This window comes from Mesorhizobium sp. YR577 (genome assembly GCF_900116595.1).
Classification (GTDB): domain Bacteria; phylum Pseudomonadota; class Alphaproteobacteria; order Rhizobiales; family Rhizobiaceae; genus Mesorhizobium_M.
The window spans coordinates 38,405-54,547 of record NZ_FPBI01000011.1 but is presented as its reverse complement, the minus strand read 5'-3'; the positions used below and the strand labels follow the sequence as shown (position 1 = coordinate 54,547).

The 16,143-nt window shown below is 62.3% G+C and carries 16 protein-coding genes; all 16 read right to left on the bottom strand.

Annotation, left to right across the window (positions count from 1 at the left end; translation table 11 throughout):
* Nucleotide 1: 1 nt before the first annotated feature.
* Entirely contained in the window at nt 2-754 is a 753-nt protein-coding gene (gene fliR / locus BM413_RS17215) for a flagellar biosynthetic protein FliR (RefSeq protein WP_091915213.1), read from the bottom strand.
* Nucleotides 751-2,838, bottom strand: coding sequence for a flagellar biosynthesis protein FlhA (gene flhA / locus BM413_RS17210; RefSeq protein WP_091915211.1), 2,088 nt, complete (start codon nt 2,836-2,838; stop codon nt 751-753). The genes fliR and flhA overlap by 4 nt, the downstream gene beginning before the upstream one ends.
* 138 nt (nt 2,839-2,976) lie before the next feature.
* Nucleotides 2,977-3,243: a flagellar biosynthesis protein FliQ gene (fliQ, locus tag BM413_RS17205; RefSeq protein ID WP_091915209.1), complete on the bottom strand. Its 267-nt coding sequence runs from the start codon at nt 3,241-3,243 to the stop codon at nt 2,977-2,979.
* A complete protein-coding gene (flgD, locus tag BM413_RS17200) occupies nt 3,240-3,653 on the bottom strand; it encodes a flagellar hook assembly protein FlgD (RefSeq protein WP_091915537.1) in 414 nt (137 codons plus the stop codon). Before flgD ends, fliQ begins: the two co-directional genes overlap by 4 nt.
* Nucleotides 3,654-3,658: 5 nt before the next feature.
* Nucleotides 3,659-4,102, bottom strand: coding sequence for a flagellar biosynthesis repressor FlbT (gene flbT, locus BM413_RS17195; protein WP_091915207.1), 444 nt, complete (start codon nt 4,100-4,102; stop codon nt 3,659-3,661).
* On the bottom strand, nt 4,099-4,446 hold the full coding sequence (flaF, locus tag BM413_RS17190) for a flagellar biosynthesis regulator FlaF (RefSeq protein WP_091915205.1): 348 nt from the start codon (nt 4,444-4,446) through the stop codon (nt 4,099-4,101). Before flaF ends, flbT begins: the two co-directional genes overlap by 4 nt.
* A gap of 16 nt (nt 4,447-4,462) precedes the next feature.
* Nucleotides 4,463-5,509, bottom strand: coding sequence for a flagellar hook-associated family protein (locus BM413_RS17185; protein WP_091915203.1), 1,047 nt, complete (start codon nt 5,507-5,509; stop codon nt 4,463-4,465).
* Nucleotides 5,510-5,513: 4 nt separating this feature from the next.
* Nucleotides 5,514-6,962, bottom strand: a complete 1,449-nt coding sequence (gene flgK / locus BM413_RS17180) for a flagellar hook-associated protein FlgK (protein WP_091915201.1) — start codon at nt 6,960-6,962, stop codon at nt 5,514-5,516.
* Nucleotides 6,963-6,993: 31 nt separating this feature from the next.
* Complete coding sequence (locus tag BM413_RS17175) at nt 6,994-8,259, bottom strand: flagellar hook protein FlgE (RefSeq protein WP_091915199.1); 1,266 nt, start codon at nt 8,257-8,259, stop codon at nt 6,994-6,996.
* Nucleotides 8,260-8,440: 181 nt separating this feature from the next.
* A complete protein-coding gene (locus BM413_RS17170; protein WP_091915198.1) occupies nt 8,441-9,112 on the bottom strand; it encodes a response regulator transcription factor in 672 nt (223 codons plus the stop codon).
* A 226-nt stretch (nt 9,113-9,338) separates the two neighbouring features.
* Nucleotides 9,339-9,905, bottom strand: coding sequence for a transglycosylase SLT domain-containing protein (locus BM413_RS17165; protein ID WP_091915535.1), 567 nt, complete (start codon nt 9,903-9,905; stop codon nt 9,339-9,341).
* On the bottom strand, nt 9,856-11,304 hold the full coding sequence (locus BM413_RS17160) for a flagellar hook-length control protein FliK (RefSeq protein ID WP_091915196.1): 1,449 nt from the start codon (nt 11,302-11,304) through the stop codon (nt 9,856-9,858). The genes BM413_RS17165 and BM413_RS17160 overlap by 50 nt, the downstream gene beginning before the upstream one ends.
* Nucleotides 11,301-12,626 (bottom strand): chemotaxis protein MotC, encoded by a 1,326-nt coding sequence (locus tag BM413_RS17155; protein WP_091915193.1) that lies wholly within the window; start codon nt 12,624-12,626, stop codon nt 11,301-11,303. Before BM413_RS17155 ends, BM413_RS17160 begins: the two co-directional genes overlap by 4 nt.
* Nucleotides 12,623-13,846, bottom strand: a complete 1,224-nt coding sequence (locus BM413_RS17150) for a MotB family protein (protein ID WP_175544348.1) — start codon at nt 13,844-13,846, stop codon at nt 12,623-12,625. The genes BM413_RS17155 and BM413_RS17150 overlap by 4 nt, the downstream gene beginning before the upstream one ends.
* On the bottom strand, nt 13,843-14,484 hold the full coding sequence (locus BM413_RS17145) for a hypothetical protein (RefSeq protein WP_091915189.1): 642 nt from the start codon (nt 14,482-14,484) through the stop codon (nt 13,843-13,845). Before BM413_RS17145 ends, BM413_RS17150 begins: the two co-directional genes overlap by 4 nt.
* A complete protein-coding gene (fliF, locus tag BM413_RS17140) occupies nt 14,484-16,106 on the bottom strand; it encodes a flagellar basal-body MS-ring/collar protein FliF (RefSeq protein WP_091915187.1) in 1,623 nt (540 codons plus the stop codon). The genes BM413_RS17145 and fliF overlap by 1 nt, the downstream gene beginning before the upstream one ends.
* Nucleotides 16,107-16,143 lie beyond the last annotated feature (37 nt).

Here is a 16,143-nt window from a genome sequence, read left to right as displayed (position 1 = left end):
ATCATCTCCCGATGGTGGTGGTGAGGAAGCCGTCGGCGAACAGGCTGAGCAGCGTGCCGATGGAGAAATAGAAGATGACGAGCCCACCGGCGATGACGAAGGGCAGCGAGATGAAATAGACCGGAATCTGCGGCGTCAGCTTGTTGACGAAGCCGATGGTGAGGTTGACCAGGATGGCATAGGCGATGAACGGGCTGCCCAGCCTCAGCACCAGCAGGAAGCTTTCCGACAGCGTGTCGGTGACGTCGACCAGGGCTGCCTGCGGGTTGAAGAAGACGTCGAGAGGGGCGACGCGATAGGAGGTGACCAGCGCCTTGATGATCTCGTGATGGAAATCGAAGACGAACAGCAGTAGCAGCGCCGAAAAGGTGATGATCGAAGCCAGCGCGGGCTGGGCTTCGTTCTCTTCGATGGCCATGCCGGACATGCCGCCATAGCCGATCAGCATGGCCACGGCCGTGCCGATGAAGCTCAGTGCCATCATGTAGAGCCGGGCCATGATGCCGATCAGCGCGCCGATAAGCAGCTCCGACGCGATCATCGGCACCAGAAATTGCGGGCGGCGGTCCATGAAGGGGACGATCTGGTCCCAGAGATTGACAAGAATAGCGCCGGTGGCCGCGACCGCCACGAACAGTCGAATCTGCAGCGGCACGCGCGCGCTGGACAGGCCGGGCATGATCATGAAGCAGCCGCCGACGCGGCAGAACGCGATGAATGCCGCAAGCACCACGCTTTCGGCAGTGATCGTCACGATATGGTTCCGAGCACCCGGATTTCGACGCCCTTGGCGATCTCGACATGGGAAAGAACGGGCAAGGTGGTGAACAGCCGCTCGATGATCATGCGGACATAGGGGCGGGCATCGGGCGAGGTGACGAGAACGAAGCGTTCGCCGGCCTCGAGATAGCCGCGTATGGCCTTCGATGCGTCCTGGCCGAATTCCTCGAGCTGGCGCGGGTCGATGTCGAACTCGCGAACCTCGCCCTTGGCGTCGCGCTTGAGGCTCTGGTGGAAGGCAAGATCCCAACGGTTGCCGAGACGCAGAACCTTGAGCACGCCACCCTCGGACAAGTCGCCGCAAATCTGCTGCGCCATGCGGATGCGGACATGCTCGACGATCTGCTCGGTGCGGCGCACATGCGGTGCGATTTCGGCAATCGCTTCGATGATGAGATGCAGGTTGCGGATCGACACGCGCTCGGCAAGCAGCAGCTTCAGCACCGCCTGCAGGCCCGGATAGGAGATGTGCGAGGTGCAGATTTCGTCGGCGAGCTTGCGGTATTCCTGGTCCTGCCGTTCGAGCAGCGCCTTCATATCCTTGTAGGACAGGAGCTGCGGCAGGTTGTTGCGGATGACTTCGCTGAGATGGGTCAGCAGCACCGACATGTTGTCGGCGGAGGTGAACTGCTCGCGCTTGAGATCCTCGGCAAACATTTCCGGCACGGAATAGGCGCGCATGCCGAAAGCCGGCTCGCGCACTTCCTCGCCCGGAATGTCGGGGAGTTCGCGGTTGCCGAGAAGCACCATGATTTCGCCGACGCGCATCTGGTATTCGGCGACCACCGTGCCATGGACCTTGATCTGGTAGCTCTTGCTCGGGATGGAGAGGTCGTCGGTGAGGCGCACTTCGGGAACAACGAAGCCATATTGCTGGGCGAACTTCTTGCGCATCTTGCCCATGCGGAAGGCCAGTTCCTGATGCGAGATCAGCAGTTTCGTCGAAAGCTGCTTGCCGATGAGGAGCTCGATTTCGGCGGTCTTGAGCGATGCCTTGATCGAGTTCTTTTCCTCTTCGTCCTTGGTCACCTGCGCCTGCTTCTGGACGGCATGGGCTTCGTCGACGCGTTGCTGCTCGCGCTTGGGAATGATGTAGCCGATCGCGCCCATGGCGGCGGCGAGCACGAAGAATGGGAACATCGGAAGGCCGGGCATGAGGCCGAGCACGATGAGCAGGACGGCCGCGACAAACAGCGCGCGCGGGTGGGCGCCGAGCTGGCCGAAGATTGCCTGGTTGGCGGAGCCGCGCGTGCCGCCCTTGGAGACGAGAAGGCCGGCGGCCAGCGAAACGATCAGCGCTGGGATCTGGGTGACGAGACCGTCGCCGACCGAGAGCTTGATGAAGACGTCGGAGGCTTCGGCCATGCCCATGTCATGACGGAAATAGCCGATGGCGATGCCGCCGACGATGTTGATGGCGGTGATGATCAGGCCGGCGATGGCGTCGCCGCGGACGAATTTCGAGGCACCGTCCATGGAGCCGAAGAAGGAGCTTTCCTCTTCCAGCTCGCGGCGGCGAAGCTGCGCCGTCTTGTCGTCGATGACGCCGGCGGAGAGGTCGGCATCGATCGACATCTGCTTGCCGGGAATGGCGTCGAGGGTAAAGCGGGCGCCGACTTCGGCGATACGGGTCGCACCCTTGGTGATGACGATGAAATTGACGATGACCAGGATCAGGAAGACGATAAGTCCGATGACGAAATCGCCACTCATGACGAGTTGCGAAAAGCCGCTGATGACATAGCCGGCGGCATGGGTGCCGATATTGCCTTCCGACAGGATCATGCGCGTGGTGGCGATGTTGAGCGACAGGCGCAGCATCGTCGCGATCAGAAGAATGGTCGGGAAGGACGAGAAGTCGAGCGGCCGCTGAATCCACAGCGCCACCATCAGGATCAGCACCGAAAGGGCGATGGAGAAGGCCAGGCCTATATCGATGAGGAAGGCCGGGATGGGCAGGAAAAGCACGGCCAGGATGACGACGATGCCGAGCGCGAAAAAGATGTCGCGTGCGCTTTTCGCGGGGCTGCCCGACGGCATTGTTTCTGCGATGGCCATCTTATCTCCATGCTGCTCCCGGCCGGTGCCGAAGTTGGCAACGGCCGATTACAGCATGAGCCTAAACGGCCAAGCTTGCGCGAACATGGGAGGAGAAGGTCATTCCTCTTCCCGTCTACGGGGAGAGGGTCTCAGGTTCTAGAACCCGTTTTCGATGCGTTCGAAGATGACGTTGGTGAAGGACGAAATCTGCGCGCCCATGAACGGTCCGGTGAAGGCCACGACGAGCATGATGGCGATGATCTTGGGAACGAAGGTGAGCGTGATTTCCTGAATCTGCGTCAGCGCCTGAACCAGCGCGATGGCGACGCCGACGATCATTGCCGCCGCGACCGCCGGACCTGCGGCGGTCAGGACCGTCCAGATGGCGAACTGGACGATGTCGAGGGCGTCGGCTTCGTTCACGCTTCGCTCTGTTCGCTCGGCTTGATGACGACGCCGGGGCCGACGACGATCTCCTTGCCGCTTTCCAGCACCGCAACGATGCCGTCCGAATAGAGCTTCACCGAGGCGACCTTGCCGGAGAGCGTGCCGTCTGCCGAGGTGATGTTGCGCCCGATCAGGGCGTCGGCCTGGGACAGCGTCGAGGACGACAGCAGCGCATCGAGCTTGCTGTTGATCTGAACCGACTGCTCGACCTGCGAGAACTGCGCGAGCTGGGCGACGTATTGCGTCGAATCCATCGGATTGGTCGGGTCCTGGTTCTTCATCTGGGCAACCAGCAGGCGCAGGAAGGACTGGTAGTCGACCGCCGTCTTCGACGTCTGGTCGGTCGAGGATGTGTTGGTCGTCGACGTGGTTGGTGCGATTACCATGCTCATCAGTATCGTTCTCCTACGGCGATGGGGCGAGGCGCGGATGCTGCCGGAGCTTCCAGGGCAAGGGCTCGCTCTTCGAGACGGTATAGCCCGCGGAGCGCCTTGAGCGCCTCGTAGACGCGGTCTTCACTGACCATGCGATCCACTTCCTTGAGTGTGGAGCGTATTTCCTTGTCCTCGAAGCTTACCAGAAGCAGCGGCAGGGACTGGCGGAACATTTCGCGTGCCTGCACGGCGCCGGAAGGGTCCATCAGCATGACCTGGATCATGAAGTAAAGCTGGCGAAGCGGCGTGGAGGCATCCTCGGGCTGGAGGACGTGGCTCTCAAGCAGGAACTGAACGTCGTTGAGGAGTTCCAGCGAAACCTTGCGGTCGACCTTGATGACGGCGCCGTTGATGTAGATCTTCTCGTTCGGCTTCAGCGATATCTTCAACGTGCTTTTCATTGAATGCCGTCGCGGATTATCTGCGACACCTCGATCAGGCCTTCGAAATTGCTGGAGCGGCCCTGGCGCACCTCTTCGGTCTCGCGCAGCAGCCACAGCCCGATCGAGATCAGATTGGCGCGAAGTTCCTTGGGCAAGGCGTTGTCGGCGCTGCCGAGGTCCTCGATGAAAGTCGTCCAGAGCCGATTGGTGAAATGCAGCGCCTGTATCGCCTCCAGTGAGCCGACGCCGACGGTGCTTGCGGTGGCAAGCAGATCGATCGAGCGGTTCAGGAGCTGCTTTTCGCGATCCTTGGCGTCTGCGACTGAGTCGGTTTGAACGTCGGCGTATGAAAATTGATACATTTGAGGGGTCCGCCGGTTAGCTCAGGAATTTCAGAAGGCTGAGTTGCTGAATACGTGCCGTGATGGCGTAGGACGTTTCGATGTGCGACAGGAGATCGGCGACCCGCGTGTTCGCCTCGAGAGGGTCGACGCCTTCGGTTGCCAGGATATGCTTTTCGATCAGTCCGGTCTGCGTGTTCAGGCGCTCGCTGGCGTCGGCGACCCGCTTCTCGGCGATACCGGTCTTCGACTGCAGATTAACAATATCGCTGATGCTGTCGGACACCAAGGCCCAGGCTCGGTCGACCAGTGCCTTGCGGGCATCAGACGGGAGATCGCCTGACATAAGTTCGCTGATCATCGTCGTGGCCATGGCCAGCTTGCGAAAGCCGTCATTGTTGGCGCTCGCCGACGTCTCGGTCGTCTCGTTCAGCGAAATGCGGCTGCTGATGCTCTGGTCAGAGGCGTTCGACCAATTGTCCCAGCTTGCGCCCGTGAACTGTGGCTCGACATAAGTGTCGAGGAAAGCGTTCATGTCGGCAGCGGTCGGAAACGGGTCGGCAGGATCCGCCCCGGTATCTGCCAGATATTGTGCGTAGGCGGCGTCATAGGCGGCCTTGGCCGGTGAGCCGGGTGCGGAATAGTCGTTGATCGGCTTGGCATCGGTATTAACGCCGGCAAATATGAATTCGCCGTTCACGCCGGTATTCAGCACCGAGGTCATCGTTTTCAACGCGTCGGTGGCCATATCCTTGGTGACGCTCGCAGTGGAATCGCCCGTCATCGCGGTATGCAGGATCGACAGGAAGGACTGTGCCGCCGTCGAGACCTGGCCGAGGGCATTCTGGGTGGCAGTCAGGCGCGTGGTGGCCAATGCGTTGGAAGCAACGATGCCTTTCATGCGCTCGACTTCCCGGTTGAAGGTAACCGATTGCGACGTGCTCGCGCCGAGCGCCAACCCCTTGTCGGCGAAGAAACCGGTTGCCTGCTCCTTCTGCGCGTTTACGAGTGCGGCCTGCGTTTTCATCAAGGAATAGCGCATGGCCTGGTTGATGGCTGACGAGGAAACAAAACTGGCTTTCATCGTATTACCTCACTGCCGCCAGCAGGGATGCCAGCATTTCGTCGACGGCCTTGATCAGGCGGGCCGACGCCGAATAGGAATTCTCAAGTTCAAGCAACAATGACATTTCCATGTCGACATTGACGCCGGTGTCATTGGATAGCGCCTCTGCAGTGCGGACGGCCAGCGCCTCCTTGGACTCGGCTGCCGTCGAGGCATCCTTGCGCACTCCCTGGAACCAGCCGATCGAATTTGCGGAGTAGGTTGCAAGGCTTACCGAGCCGCCGATGCCTGTGGCGGCATCGAAGGCCATCGGCTCGTCCATGCGGTCGCCATATTTGATGAGAAGGTCGGTATAGGATGTGCCGCCTTCGGTGTTGTGGACGTAGCCGGCACCGTTGGCGCCGCCGTCACGCAGATATTCGGGATTGCTGACGAAGGCCGCATTGAGCGAAATCTGCCCTGCGAGCCCGTTGACCAGCGTGCCGTCCGCCGGCATGGCGGGCGCGCCGGGCCATGTGAACAGGCCAGGTGCGTCGGCAAGAACCCCGTTCGGATCGGTCTCGGCGAAAGCGCTGATGAGGCCGCGCGCGATTTCGTCCATCTGGCTCTGCATCGTGGTGGCGACGCTGTCGCGCAATTGCAGAAGCCCGGCGATCTTGCCGCCGGATGTCGTGTTGCCGCCCGATCCCATGGTGACGGGCACGCCGTCGATATAGACCTTGTTGCCGGGAGTGCCCGACGCATAGGCGGCCGAAGGCTCGAAGCTGATGCTGCGCGGCACGGTCTCGAACAGCGTCGTGCCATCCGAGGTCATGACGACCATATCGTTGTTGCCACGCGTGAAGGTGGAGACGGGAACGTATTCCGAAATCTGCTTCAGAAGCGCATCGCGCTTGTCGAGCGCATCGTTGACGTCGCGGCCGGACGCGGTTCCCGAGACGATTTCCTTGTTGGCGGCCTGGAACTGGGACAACAGGCTGTTCAGTTCGTTGACCGCTGTGGAGATCTGCTGGTCGGTCTCGACACGAAAGGTCTGGATCGCCGCCGCGCCGTCATTGAGGCTGCGCACCACATTGCGCGCGGCGTTAATGGCGTTGTCGGCGAGCGTACGGTTGGTTGGAGTGGCGGAGTAGGTCTGCAGCGCCTTCTGCAACTCGGTGATGGAGGTTGCAGGCGAAAGCGCATTGTCGACGCCATCGACTGCGAGGCTGAGCCGGTCCATGCCGGTATAGACGGTTGTCTGGCCGCTCCAGGAGGAGACGGCCGACAGGTTCTGGCGGAAAAGCTGCTCGTTGGTGGCGCGCTGGATGACGACGACGCGCGCTCCGGGAGCGGTGCTGGAAAGCACGGCGGTCCGGCGCGCATAGTCCGCGTTCTTCTCTTCGGAAACGTTTCGCGAGACCACACTGGTCTGGCGGCTCGTGTTGAGAAGGGAATTCTGGGCGATGCTGAGTGCGCTGGATAACGACATGCTTTATTCCTGTTCGGCTCGTCTGGCCGGACTACCTCTTGAGGTTGACGAGGATGTCCATGAGATCGGCGCCAGTCTGAAACACTTTCGAATTGGCGGTGTAGCTGCGCTGGGACTCGATCATGTCGGTCAGCTCCTGGGCGATGTCGACGTTCGACCCTTCCAGAGCACCGGACACGACCTTGCCCCTGCCGCTCTCGTTGGCGAAGCCCATCTGGACGACGCCTGAATCGGCGGTTGGCGAAAATACGTTGCCGGGTAGCACCTGCATCATGTCGGGGCTCTGCACGGTGGCGATCGGAATGCGGAAGATCGGCTTCAGCGCGCCGTTTTCGTATTTGGCATAGACCGTGCCGTCGTCGGAAATCTGCACGCCTTCGATGCTGGCGGGCGGGGCGCCGTCGGCTTCAGCCGAGACGACGGTGTAGCTCTTGTCGAGCTGCGTCATCTTGGACAGGTCGATCTTGATATCCTGTGTCGGCGGGCCGGGGATCGTCACGGTCACGTCGAGCGGCGTGGTGGTCAGCTTGCCGTTCGCAGGGTCGAACTCGAGGGTCTGGGTGCCGACCAGTTCGTCGCCGGTATAGGGGAATGAGGTGTCAGCTGCCGCGTCGGACTGCTTGTAGATCGCGACTTCCCAGGTGTTGTCGGCGGTCTTGGTGTAATAGACGTCGAGGAGAACCTCGCTGCCGAGACTGTTGTAGGTGACCAGCGACGACTTGGCCGAATATTTCGCCGTGGCGGCATTCGCCGATGGCAGGTCGGCCGGGTCGACGATCTCGGCATCCAACGGCAGATTGGCGGTGAAAATGCCGGTTGTCGATGGGATTGCGACTAGATCCGTCTGGTTGATGGTCACGGGAACCAGTCCGCCGAGACCGTTGGCGACAGCGCTGGGGATGCCGTTTTCGTAGCTGTAGCCCATGAGCTGGAAGCCGGCAGCGTTAACAAGCTGTCCTTGCGCGTTCGGCACGAACGAGCCGGCGCGGGTCAGCACCGGCGATCCGCCTGCGCCCTGCACGACGAAGAAGCCGTTGCCGTTGATGGCAAGATCGCTGCCGGAGGTGGTGTACTTCATGTCACCTTGCTGGCTGATCGAATTGCGAACCGTCGTGGTGACGCCGCCCGACGTATAGTTGCCGGTGGTGGATGGGATGATCAGCGAGGAAAATTCCGTGCTCGCGCGCTTGTAGCCGGTGGTGCTGGAATTGGCGATGTTGTCTGCGACGGTGGAAAGGCGGTTTGCCTGGGCGTTCATGCCCGACACGCCCGTGCGCATCATTCCATACAAGCTCATCGAAAAGTCTCCTGATTATCCGGACCCTGGGTCAGGAGAAGGCTATATGGTTTGACTTGCGCGAGGCTGGCGCGGTGCAGCCGCGAGGAGAATTCGAGCACAGGGCAGGGCGCACGCGCGGCATCCGCGTTGAGCTGAGAGCCGGCACCGAAAGGCGCGGCTATCCTGTGCGGAAGACCTCTCATCCGACGATCAGCCGGTAGCCGAGGAAGCGCTTGGAATCGACCGGGTCGAAGCCGAGCTTCTCGCGCAGCTTCTTGCGCAGCTTGCTGATGTGGCTCTCGACGACGTTCTCTTCGACCTCTTCGTCGAAGATGCCGTAGATGGCGTTGAAGACCTGGGTCTTGGTAACGCGGCGGCCGCTATTGCTCGCCAGATATTCGAGGATGCGGCGTTCGCGCCGGGGCAACGGCAGCGGTTCGCCGGCGATCTCAGGGTCGCGGCCATCGGTGAAGATGCGCATCGGGCCGACCTGGGTGAAGCTTGCTTCTTCCTGGGCACGGCGCCGGATGGCGGTGATGCGGGCCAGGATTTCGCGGATGTGGACCGGCTTGCGGATGACGTCGTCGACGCCGGACTCGAAAAGCTTGAGCGTGTTTTCCAGGGAATGCTGCTCGCTGAGCGCAATCACCGGAGCGCCGGAGCGGTCGCGTATCTTTCGCGGCAGCACCACATCGCCGCCACAATCGCCGATCAGGAAAGCGCGGACTGATTTGAGATCGGCTTCAGCGACACTTTCGACCCACTCGCCGAATTCGCTCGACCGGAAGCCGGCGCTTGCGACGCCTTCCCTGTCGAAAAGTGAATGATATCCCTCTGTAACGAGCTGTCGCTCGTCTACGATTACAATCATCGACCCGCCCCCGAATCAGCAAGAATGCCCTGACGGGGAAGTGGTACGCGTTGCCGCGAATCATGAAAAACCGTTAAATCTTGTAGCTAGTTTCTTGGGAGTCAGGAATCGGAATGGTTGCATCCCCCGGTGGTGCTCGCGCCGTTTGATTGTGGCGCGGGAAATGCACGCGCTTGGCGCCCAACAGGTATGGCCACCATCAAATTCCGTTCGAACAGCGGTACAACTATGGGGCGCAGAAAGATCGTGCGTTGCCGGTCCATTTGCCAAAGCCGGTGGCGACCATGTTGGCGATGACGCGGCAGACATAACGCTTCTGCGCAGGGTCGTTGTTGGGGCCGGCATGATAGCGCGCAACCGCCATCGACCAGGTCATGTGCCGGGCATGAAGCTGCGCCAAAAAGCGTGCTGCATAGTCTACGTTCCGGCCGGGGTCGAGCATTTCAGCGACGCTGCGGAAATGCTCGCCGTGATAGTGGTGGTTGATCTGCATGCATCCCAGATCGATCAGCTTCGCCCCGCCGCGCCTTGCTGCATCGAAGGCCGCGATTGCTTGTGCCGACGAAGTTGGGAAAACGGCTTTTCCTTCTATATTCAATGCGTTGGGTTGAAGGCTCCCTTTCCTGCCAGTCTCCGTCAGGCCCACGGCATAGAGGATTCCAACCGGTACGCCATAGCGGTCGGCAGCGCGCAGGATTTCAGGCTCGCACGGATTGCCGGCTGCCAAAGCTGCTGATGCGGCGCTAGATATAAAGATCGCTGCCAGTGCGGTTCGAAGAAGTCGATGCGCCATCACCAGTGCCATATGCGCCATCGTTGCCGTCCCTTGCCGATCGCTGTCCGCCGGATGTCTCGCCGTTGCCGCCGGACCCGGCAGAGCCGAACGACTGCTGGTCACGCGGTGCAAAGCCTGAGGCCGTTGCGCTGCTGTCGGTACGCGTCACCGATTGCGATGCGACCTGTGGTTGCTGGACTGTCACGCGGTCGATGTCGAGACCCATCGCGCGGAGCGATTTCACGATGGTCTCGCTGTCCGCGCTGAGGCGGCGGTAGGCATCACCGTTTTCAACCTGAATCTCAACCGTCAGTTGCTCTCCGGAGAAACGCATGCTGGCCGTGACGACACCGAGTTCTGCGGGGTGCAGCTGAATTTTCAGGGTGTGCGCCGAAGACAAATTGGGTTGTGAGGCAAGAGGCCGGAAGGATGGGGCCGCCGCTTCGCGCCAACCGGTGTCGGAAGCAAGCTGATTGGCAAGTGCGGAAGCGGTCGAAACGGGTGATTGGGCGACCGGCGCGGGTATGTTCTGCTGGTTCACCACCGTCACACGCTCGGCTTTGCCGTCCGACCGCCTGCCCGACGTATCCGCCTGCTGGCGGCCACGGCCGCCGGCCTCGAGGCTTTGACGGAGATCGTCGCCGACAGGCGGGATTGCCGCGTCGGCGCCCTCTGCTGTTTCGCCGAGGGTCGTCGCTTGAGACAGCGAGACGGTGAGGGAGGCTACCGTCGACTTGGCAGCGTTTTTCAGATCGGCGCGCGTAATGGAAAGGGTGGCCATCTCGCCCGAAACCTGTCCGGGCAACCGGAAATTGGCCGATGGTTCCTTGCCCTCGGCGCTGCGCGCCGCGCGCGCGGCTTCGGCAAGCGATGCCGCATCGCCTTCGAGCGGGATTTTCGTGGCCGCCAAGGTCCCAGCGGCACCTGATTTTTCAGAACCGCTCTTTGCATTGCCGGACTGCTCGCCCCGCGCCTCCAGCCTGTTTGCGATCATGAGAGCCGACAATGGATCGCCGACGGTTTTTGCCGAGCGAGTATCCGTGGCGCTATCAGCGTCGGTTCCGGCGGCATCGTCTTCCGGCAGGGTTTCGCCCGAGGCATCGGTCTCTTCGGTGGTGCCCTTCAGGGCAACGTCGATGACTTTTTCGAATTGAGCGCCCGGGCGAAGCCAGCGTGCCTGTCCCTGCTCGGATGAAGCCGCCGGCGTTTTTTGCCGCGCAGCATTCTCCGGCTTGTGCAAGCCGATAGCGGAGCTGGAGGCCATTTCGCCGTCCTTTCCTTTCGTATCCGAAAATCCGACCACGCTGCCGAATGTGCTGCCGCTGTCCTGTCCCTTGGCGCCCGGCTTCCCCGATTTGCCCGACACCACCGGAACCGAGCCGGCTGACACAGGAGCCTGATTGATGCCGATCGTCATTGCGCGTCTCCCAGCATCTTGTCGATTTCTTCCAGTTTCTTGCGGTTGGCGACGAGCTTTTCATCGGCGGGATCAGGCGGTGTTTGCGGGGCAGCCTGGGCTGGTGTGCTCTCGGCTAGGGCTATCGGTGCCGAGGCTTCTACAATGTCCTGAGGCTGCTGTTCTTCGACCGCATCCAGCGGCAGCGGGTCGGCTTCGATCACCAGAGGGTCGCTGTCGTCTGCGGCAGCAGTGATGGGGATAGCCTGGCGAACCTCCTGCCGTGAAGGCGTGGGCAGCGTGCCGGTCATCTTGGAAGCAACGGCGGCAACCGCATCGAACAGCTTGCGGTCGCCTGCCGAAAGTTTGGCGCGGTCGATTTTTGCAAGCATGGCCCTGATTTCGGCATCGGTGCCGGAGGTCACCGAGGCAAGGCTGGCATAGAGCAGCGCACGCGGGTCTTCGCCGCCGGCAACTGCATCGCCGCCTGCGCCCTTCTCGGCTTTTGCCGAGGCAAAGGCGGACAGTTCCTTGTAACCGTCGATACCGGCGACGCGGGCGATGCGCAGATAGATCACCCGCTCCTGTTCGGCGTCCATCATCGCGGTGATTTCGCTGACCTTGGCGAGGTCGATCGAATCATGAAGCGCCATGACGCCTGCCACGAAGGAGTCGGCGAACTGGCTGGCATAGGGCGAGCGCAGATAACGCTCGACATATTGCGTGGAGGCGAGCGTGAAGCGCCCGGCATCGCCATGTGCGGTGGCGAGGCCGATGGAGCGGCGAAGCGCTGCTTCCTCGACCAACGTGCCGGGGCCGAGCAGGCGTGCCTGATCGAACAGTTTCAGTGCACCTTGCGGGTTGTCGTTGGCAGCGAGCGAGCCCTTGACCAGGGCCAGAAATGCGCCGAGTTCGGGCGGCTGCTTCATCGGATCGACGGGCCCGAGCGTGGTTCGCGCGCTGACCGCCTGACCGTTGAGATAGTCGAGCAAGCCCTTGCCGATGCCGAGGTTTTCTTCATCGAGCACGAGGCGCGACAGAACGGTGTCGATCGTCGCCGGATTGCCGCCGCTCATGGCATAGACCAGCATGGCGCGATAGTTGCGTGGATCGTCGAAGCCGTCCTGCCCGGTCTTGCGCAGGCGCTCGTCTATCATTTCGAGCAGCTTGCGCTGCATCGGCAGCGCGGCATGGTCGCCCGATGCGATGCGGTCCTGCACCAGCTGCAGCGAACGCACCATCTGGAAGGGCTGGAGCTGGGTTTCGGCGCGCGCCAATGCGGGCAGGCTTGCTGCAAGCAGCGCCATACCGATCAGACCATGCAGCGGACGCGGGAGCCTCATCCGCCGTTCTCCAGCACGATCTCGATGCGGCGATTGGTGGCGGCCAGCGGGTCGGCGGCGTTTTTCGGCTTGCGGTCGGCGAAGCCGCCGACTTCGGTGACGCGGCGCTCGTCGAGGCCGCCGCGCACCAGCATGTAATAGGCCGAATGGGCGCGCGCGGACGAAAGCCGCCAGTTGTCGTAAGTTGCGTTCTTGAACGGGCGCGCATCGGTATGGCCGCTGATGGTGATCACGCCCTTCTGTTCGTTCAACGCCTTGCTGATCTTTTCCATCGCCAGGATGAGCTCGCGGCGGGGCACGGCAGAGCCGATCTCGAACATGCCGAAATCGAGCTGGTCGGTAACGGAGATGATCACGCCCTTGGCCGTTGCCTCGACCGAGATGCCGTCATGCAGCCTGTCACCGGCAGGGAAGGCGGCGGCAAGTTCCTTGCGCAGCTGTTCCGCCTTCTTGACGTCGGCAGCGCTCGGCTTGTCCTGCTTGGGTGCTGTCTCGGCAGGCTTCTCAGCGACGGGCTTTTCAGGCTTGGCTTCCGCCTTTGTCTCGGCCAGCTCTTGCAGCGGGGCGACATCCTTGGGAGCGGTGATATCTGCCTTGGCGGCTTCCGTCTCGGGCTTGGAACGTTCGGCGCTTGCCTCGGCCAGCGGCGTTGCTACCTGCTGCGACCAGAAGTCCGGCGCGAACGGATCGCGGTAGGACTCGCCGCCCTCAGCACCAGTTGCCGGGCCGGCTTCCTGCACGCCGCCGTCGCCCTTGTCGCTGACATTCTGGCGCACGCCGGAATTGGCGGCGATCTCGGCCAGCACCGCGTAGGGATCGGCAAAAAGGTTCTCGTCCGAGCGCTGGTCGGCGACGGCTGCATCGGCGGAATTCTGCTCCTTCGCCGGACCGGAATTGGCGCGTCCGACGCTTTCGCCGGCGCTGGTCGAATCTTCCGGCTTCTCGGCGGGCAGGCCTTCGCTCTCGCTTTCAAGGCCCCGGCTGCTGGTGGTGTTGTCCATCAGCTGCACGGGGTTGAAGTAGTTCGCGACGGATTTCTTCGTCTTCTCGTCGGCGGCGCTGATGAGCCACATGACGAGGAAGAAGCACATCATCGCGGTCATGAAGTCGGCGAAGGCGATCTTCCAGACGCCGCCGTGATGGGCGTCGTCCTCACCGCTGTGACCACGCCTGACAATGACGATCTCGTGCTTGACGTTGTCGATGTCCACGCTGCTCACGCCAGGATCTCCGAGATTGCCGTGGACCATTCGGCGATCCGCGTTTCGAATATGTCGCCGTCAATCGTCACCGTCAGGTCGAAGCCGGGGGCCTCGACATAGTCGAAATTGTGCTCCCGCTCCGGCATGGCGGCCCTGAGCGCCTCGAACAAGGACTGCGGGCCGGAAACGCGGATGCGCACCGCTTCGGGATCGGCGGTGGCGGTCTTGATCGACAGGGCGAGCGCTTCGAGCGAACGCTTCTGGATATCCTCGCTCAGAATGCCGCCGACGATGCGTGCCGTCGCCGTGGTGGTGAGTTCGGTGACACGCGCTTCCATCTCAGCGATGCCGGCAGCCATGGTCGCGCCGGCTTCCTGCCCGAAGCGATGAAGGACTTCTTCCATCTCGGTGGCGTGACGCAGGCGCTCGGCTTCCATTTCGATAGCGTGTTCGGCAGTAAGACGCTCGGTCAGCGCGGCTTCAGCGCGCGCAACTTCCGCGCTGATCATGTCGGAGTAATCGGGGGCTGCATTCGACGGAGAAAAAACCGGGGAAGCCGCCTTGCGTGGCGGCTCCGGCGTGCGTCCGGGTTCGGCCGCGCGAACGGGGCTTTTGCCGAAATCCTGAAGAAGCTCGAAAAGGGCAAGCGCGCTCATCAGGCGGCTTCCTGATGAGCCCATTTGCGCAGGATATGCGCGGTGCGTTCCTCATTGAGGTCGACCATGCGCGCAAGGCGTTCCTGCGGCGCAGGCCGGAGCTTGCGGCGCAGGTCGTCGAGCGGATTGGTGCGCGGCGGCTGCGGCAGGGCCTCTGCCTCGGCGTTGGCCGAGTCCGGTGTCGGCAGCGAACGCTGCACGTCGTCGAAGCTCGGGCCGGCGATCTCGGCAGGCTTGGTCAGGGAGGCCACCATCGGGCGCAGCCCGAAGAAGGCGACGAGGAAGACAACGATGACGAAGGCGGCCGCGTTGATGAGCGTGCCCGTTTGCTGGCCGAGCTTGTCCATGAAGCCGGGCGCTGCGATCTCGACGCCGTCGAGCCCATCAATGAACTCGACCGCCGAGACGTTGACCACGTCGCCGCGCGCCGTATCGAGGCCGGCTGCGGTGGAAACGACCTTCTGGATTTCGGCGATGCGGCCGTTGATCTGCTCTGCCGTCGCGCCTTCGCCGAGGATGGCTGCGAGACGCTGCTGGTTGACGACGACTGCCACAGACATCTTGGTCACCGTATAGCCGTTGCTGACGGTGGCGATGCGCTTGGAGTTCATCTCGTAGTTGGTGGTTTCCTCCTTGCGATCGCTGTTTTCGGAGGATTGCGGACCGTCGACGGCTGCGAGGTTTGCTTCCGGCAGGTTCTGTTCAACGGTGGCGGGTGCTGCGGCGCTGCGGCGGTTGGCGCTCTCATTGGCGCGCACGACCTGGACCGAGCGCTCGACGCGGGATTCCGGATCGAAGATGGTTTCCTCGGTCTGCCGTGTGTCGGTGTTGACGTCGGCCTTGACGCTGGCGCGGAAATTGTCCGGGCCGAGATAGGGCGTCAGGGCGCGGCGGATGTTGGCTTCGATCTGCGATTCCACCGTCTGCTCGACGCCGAGCGAGCGGCTGGCGCTGGAATTGATCGGATCGTCGCCGGCAGCAAGCAGCGTGCCGGCGGAATCGAGCACGGTCACCTTCTCTGCATTCAGGCCGGGGACGGCGGCGGCGACGAGATGGCGGATGGACATCGCGCTCTTGACCTCGTCGATGCCGGAGGCGCGGATGACGACGGAGGCCGACGGCTCCTGCTCGTCGCGGCGGAAATTGGCGCGCTCGGACAGAACGATGTGGACGCGGGCGGCGCGGATGCCGTTGATGGACTGGATGGTGCGGGCAATCTCGCCTTCGAGTGCCCGTACGCGGGTGATCTGCTGCATGAAAGAGGTCAGCCCGAGCGAGCCGACATTGTCGAACAGTTCGTAGCCGGCATTGGCGCTGGTCGGCAGGCCTTTTTCGGCAAGCAGCATGCGGGCGGTTGCGGTCTTGCCGGTGGGAACGAGAACGCTGGTGCCATCGGAGCCGACATCGAAGCCTATACCTGCTTCATTGAGCGCAAGACCGATCTGGTTCACGTCGGAACGTTCGAGCCCGACATAGAGCGTCTCGTAGGCCGGACGGTTGAGATAGAAGGCGCCGAGGCCGATGATGGCCATCACCAATGCGGCGACACCGCCCATTATTGCCAGCCGGCGCGGGCCGAAACCCTGCAGGTTCGAAAGAATGGTCTGAATTTGCTGCGGCACGGCTCAAAGGCTCCTGCATGTCTGTCCGCAGAAACAC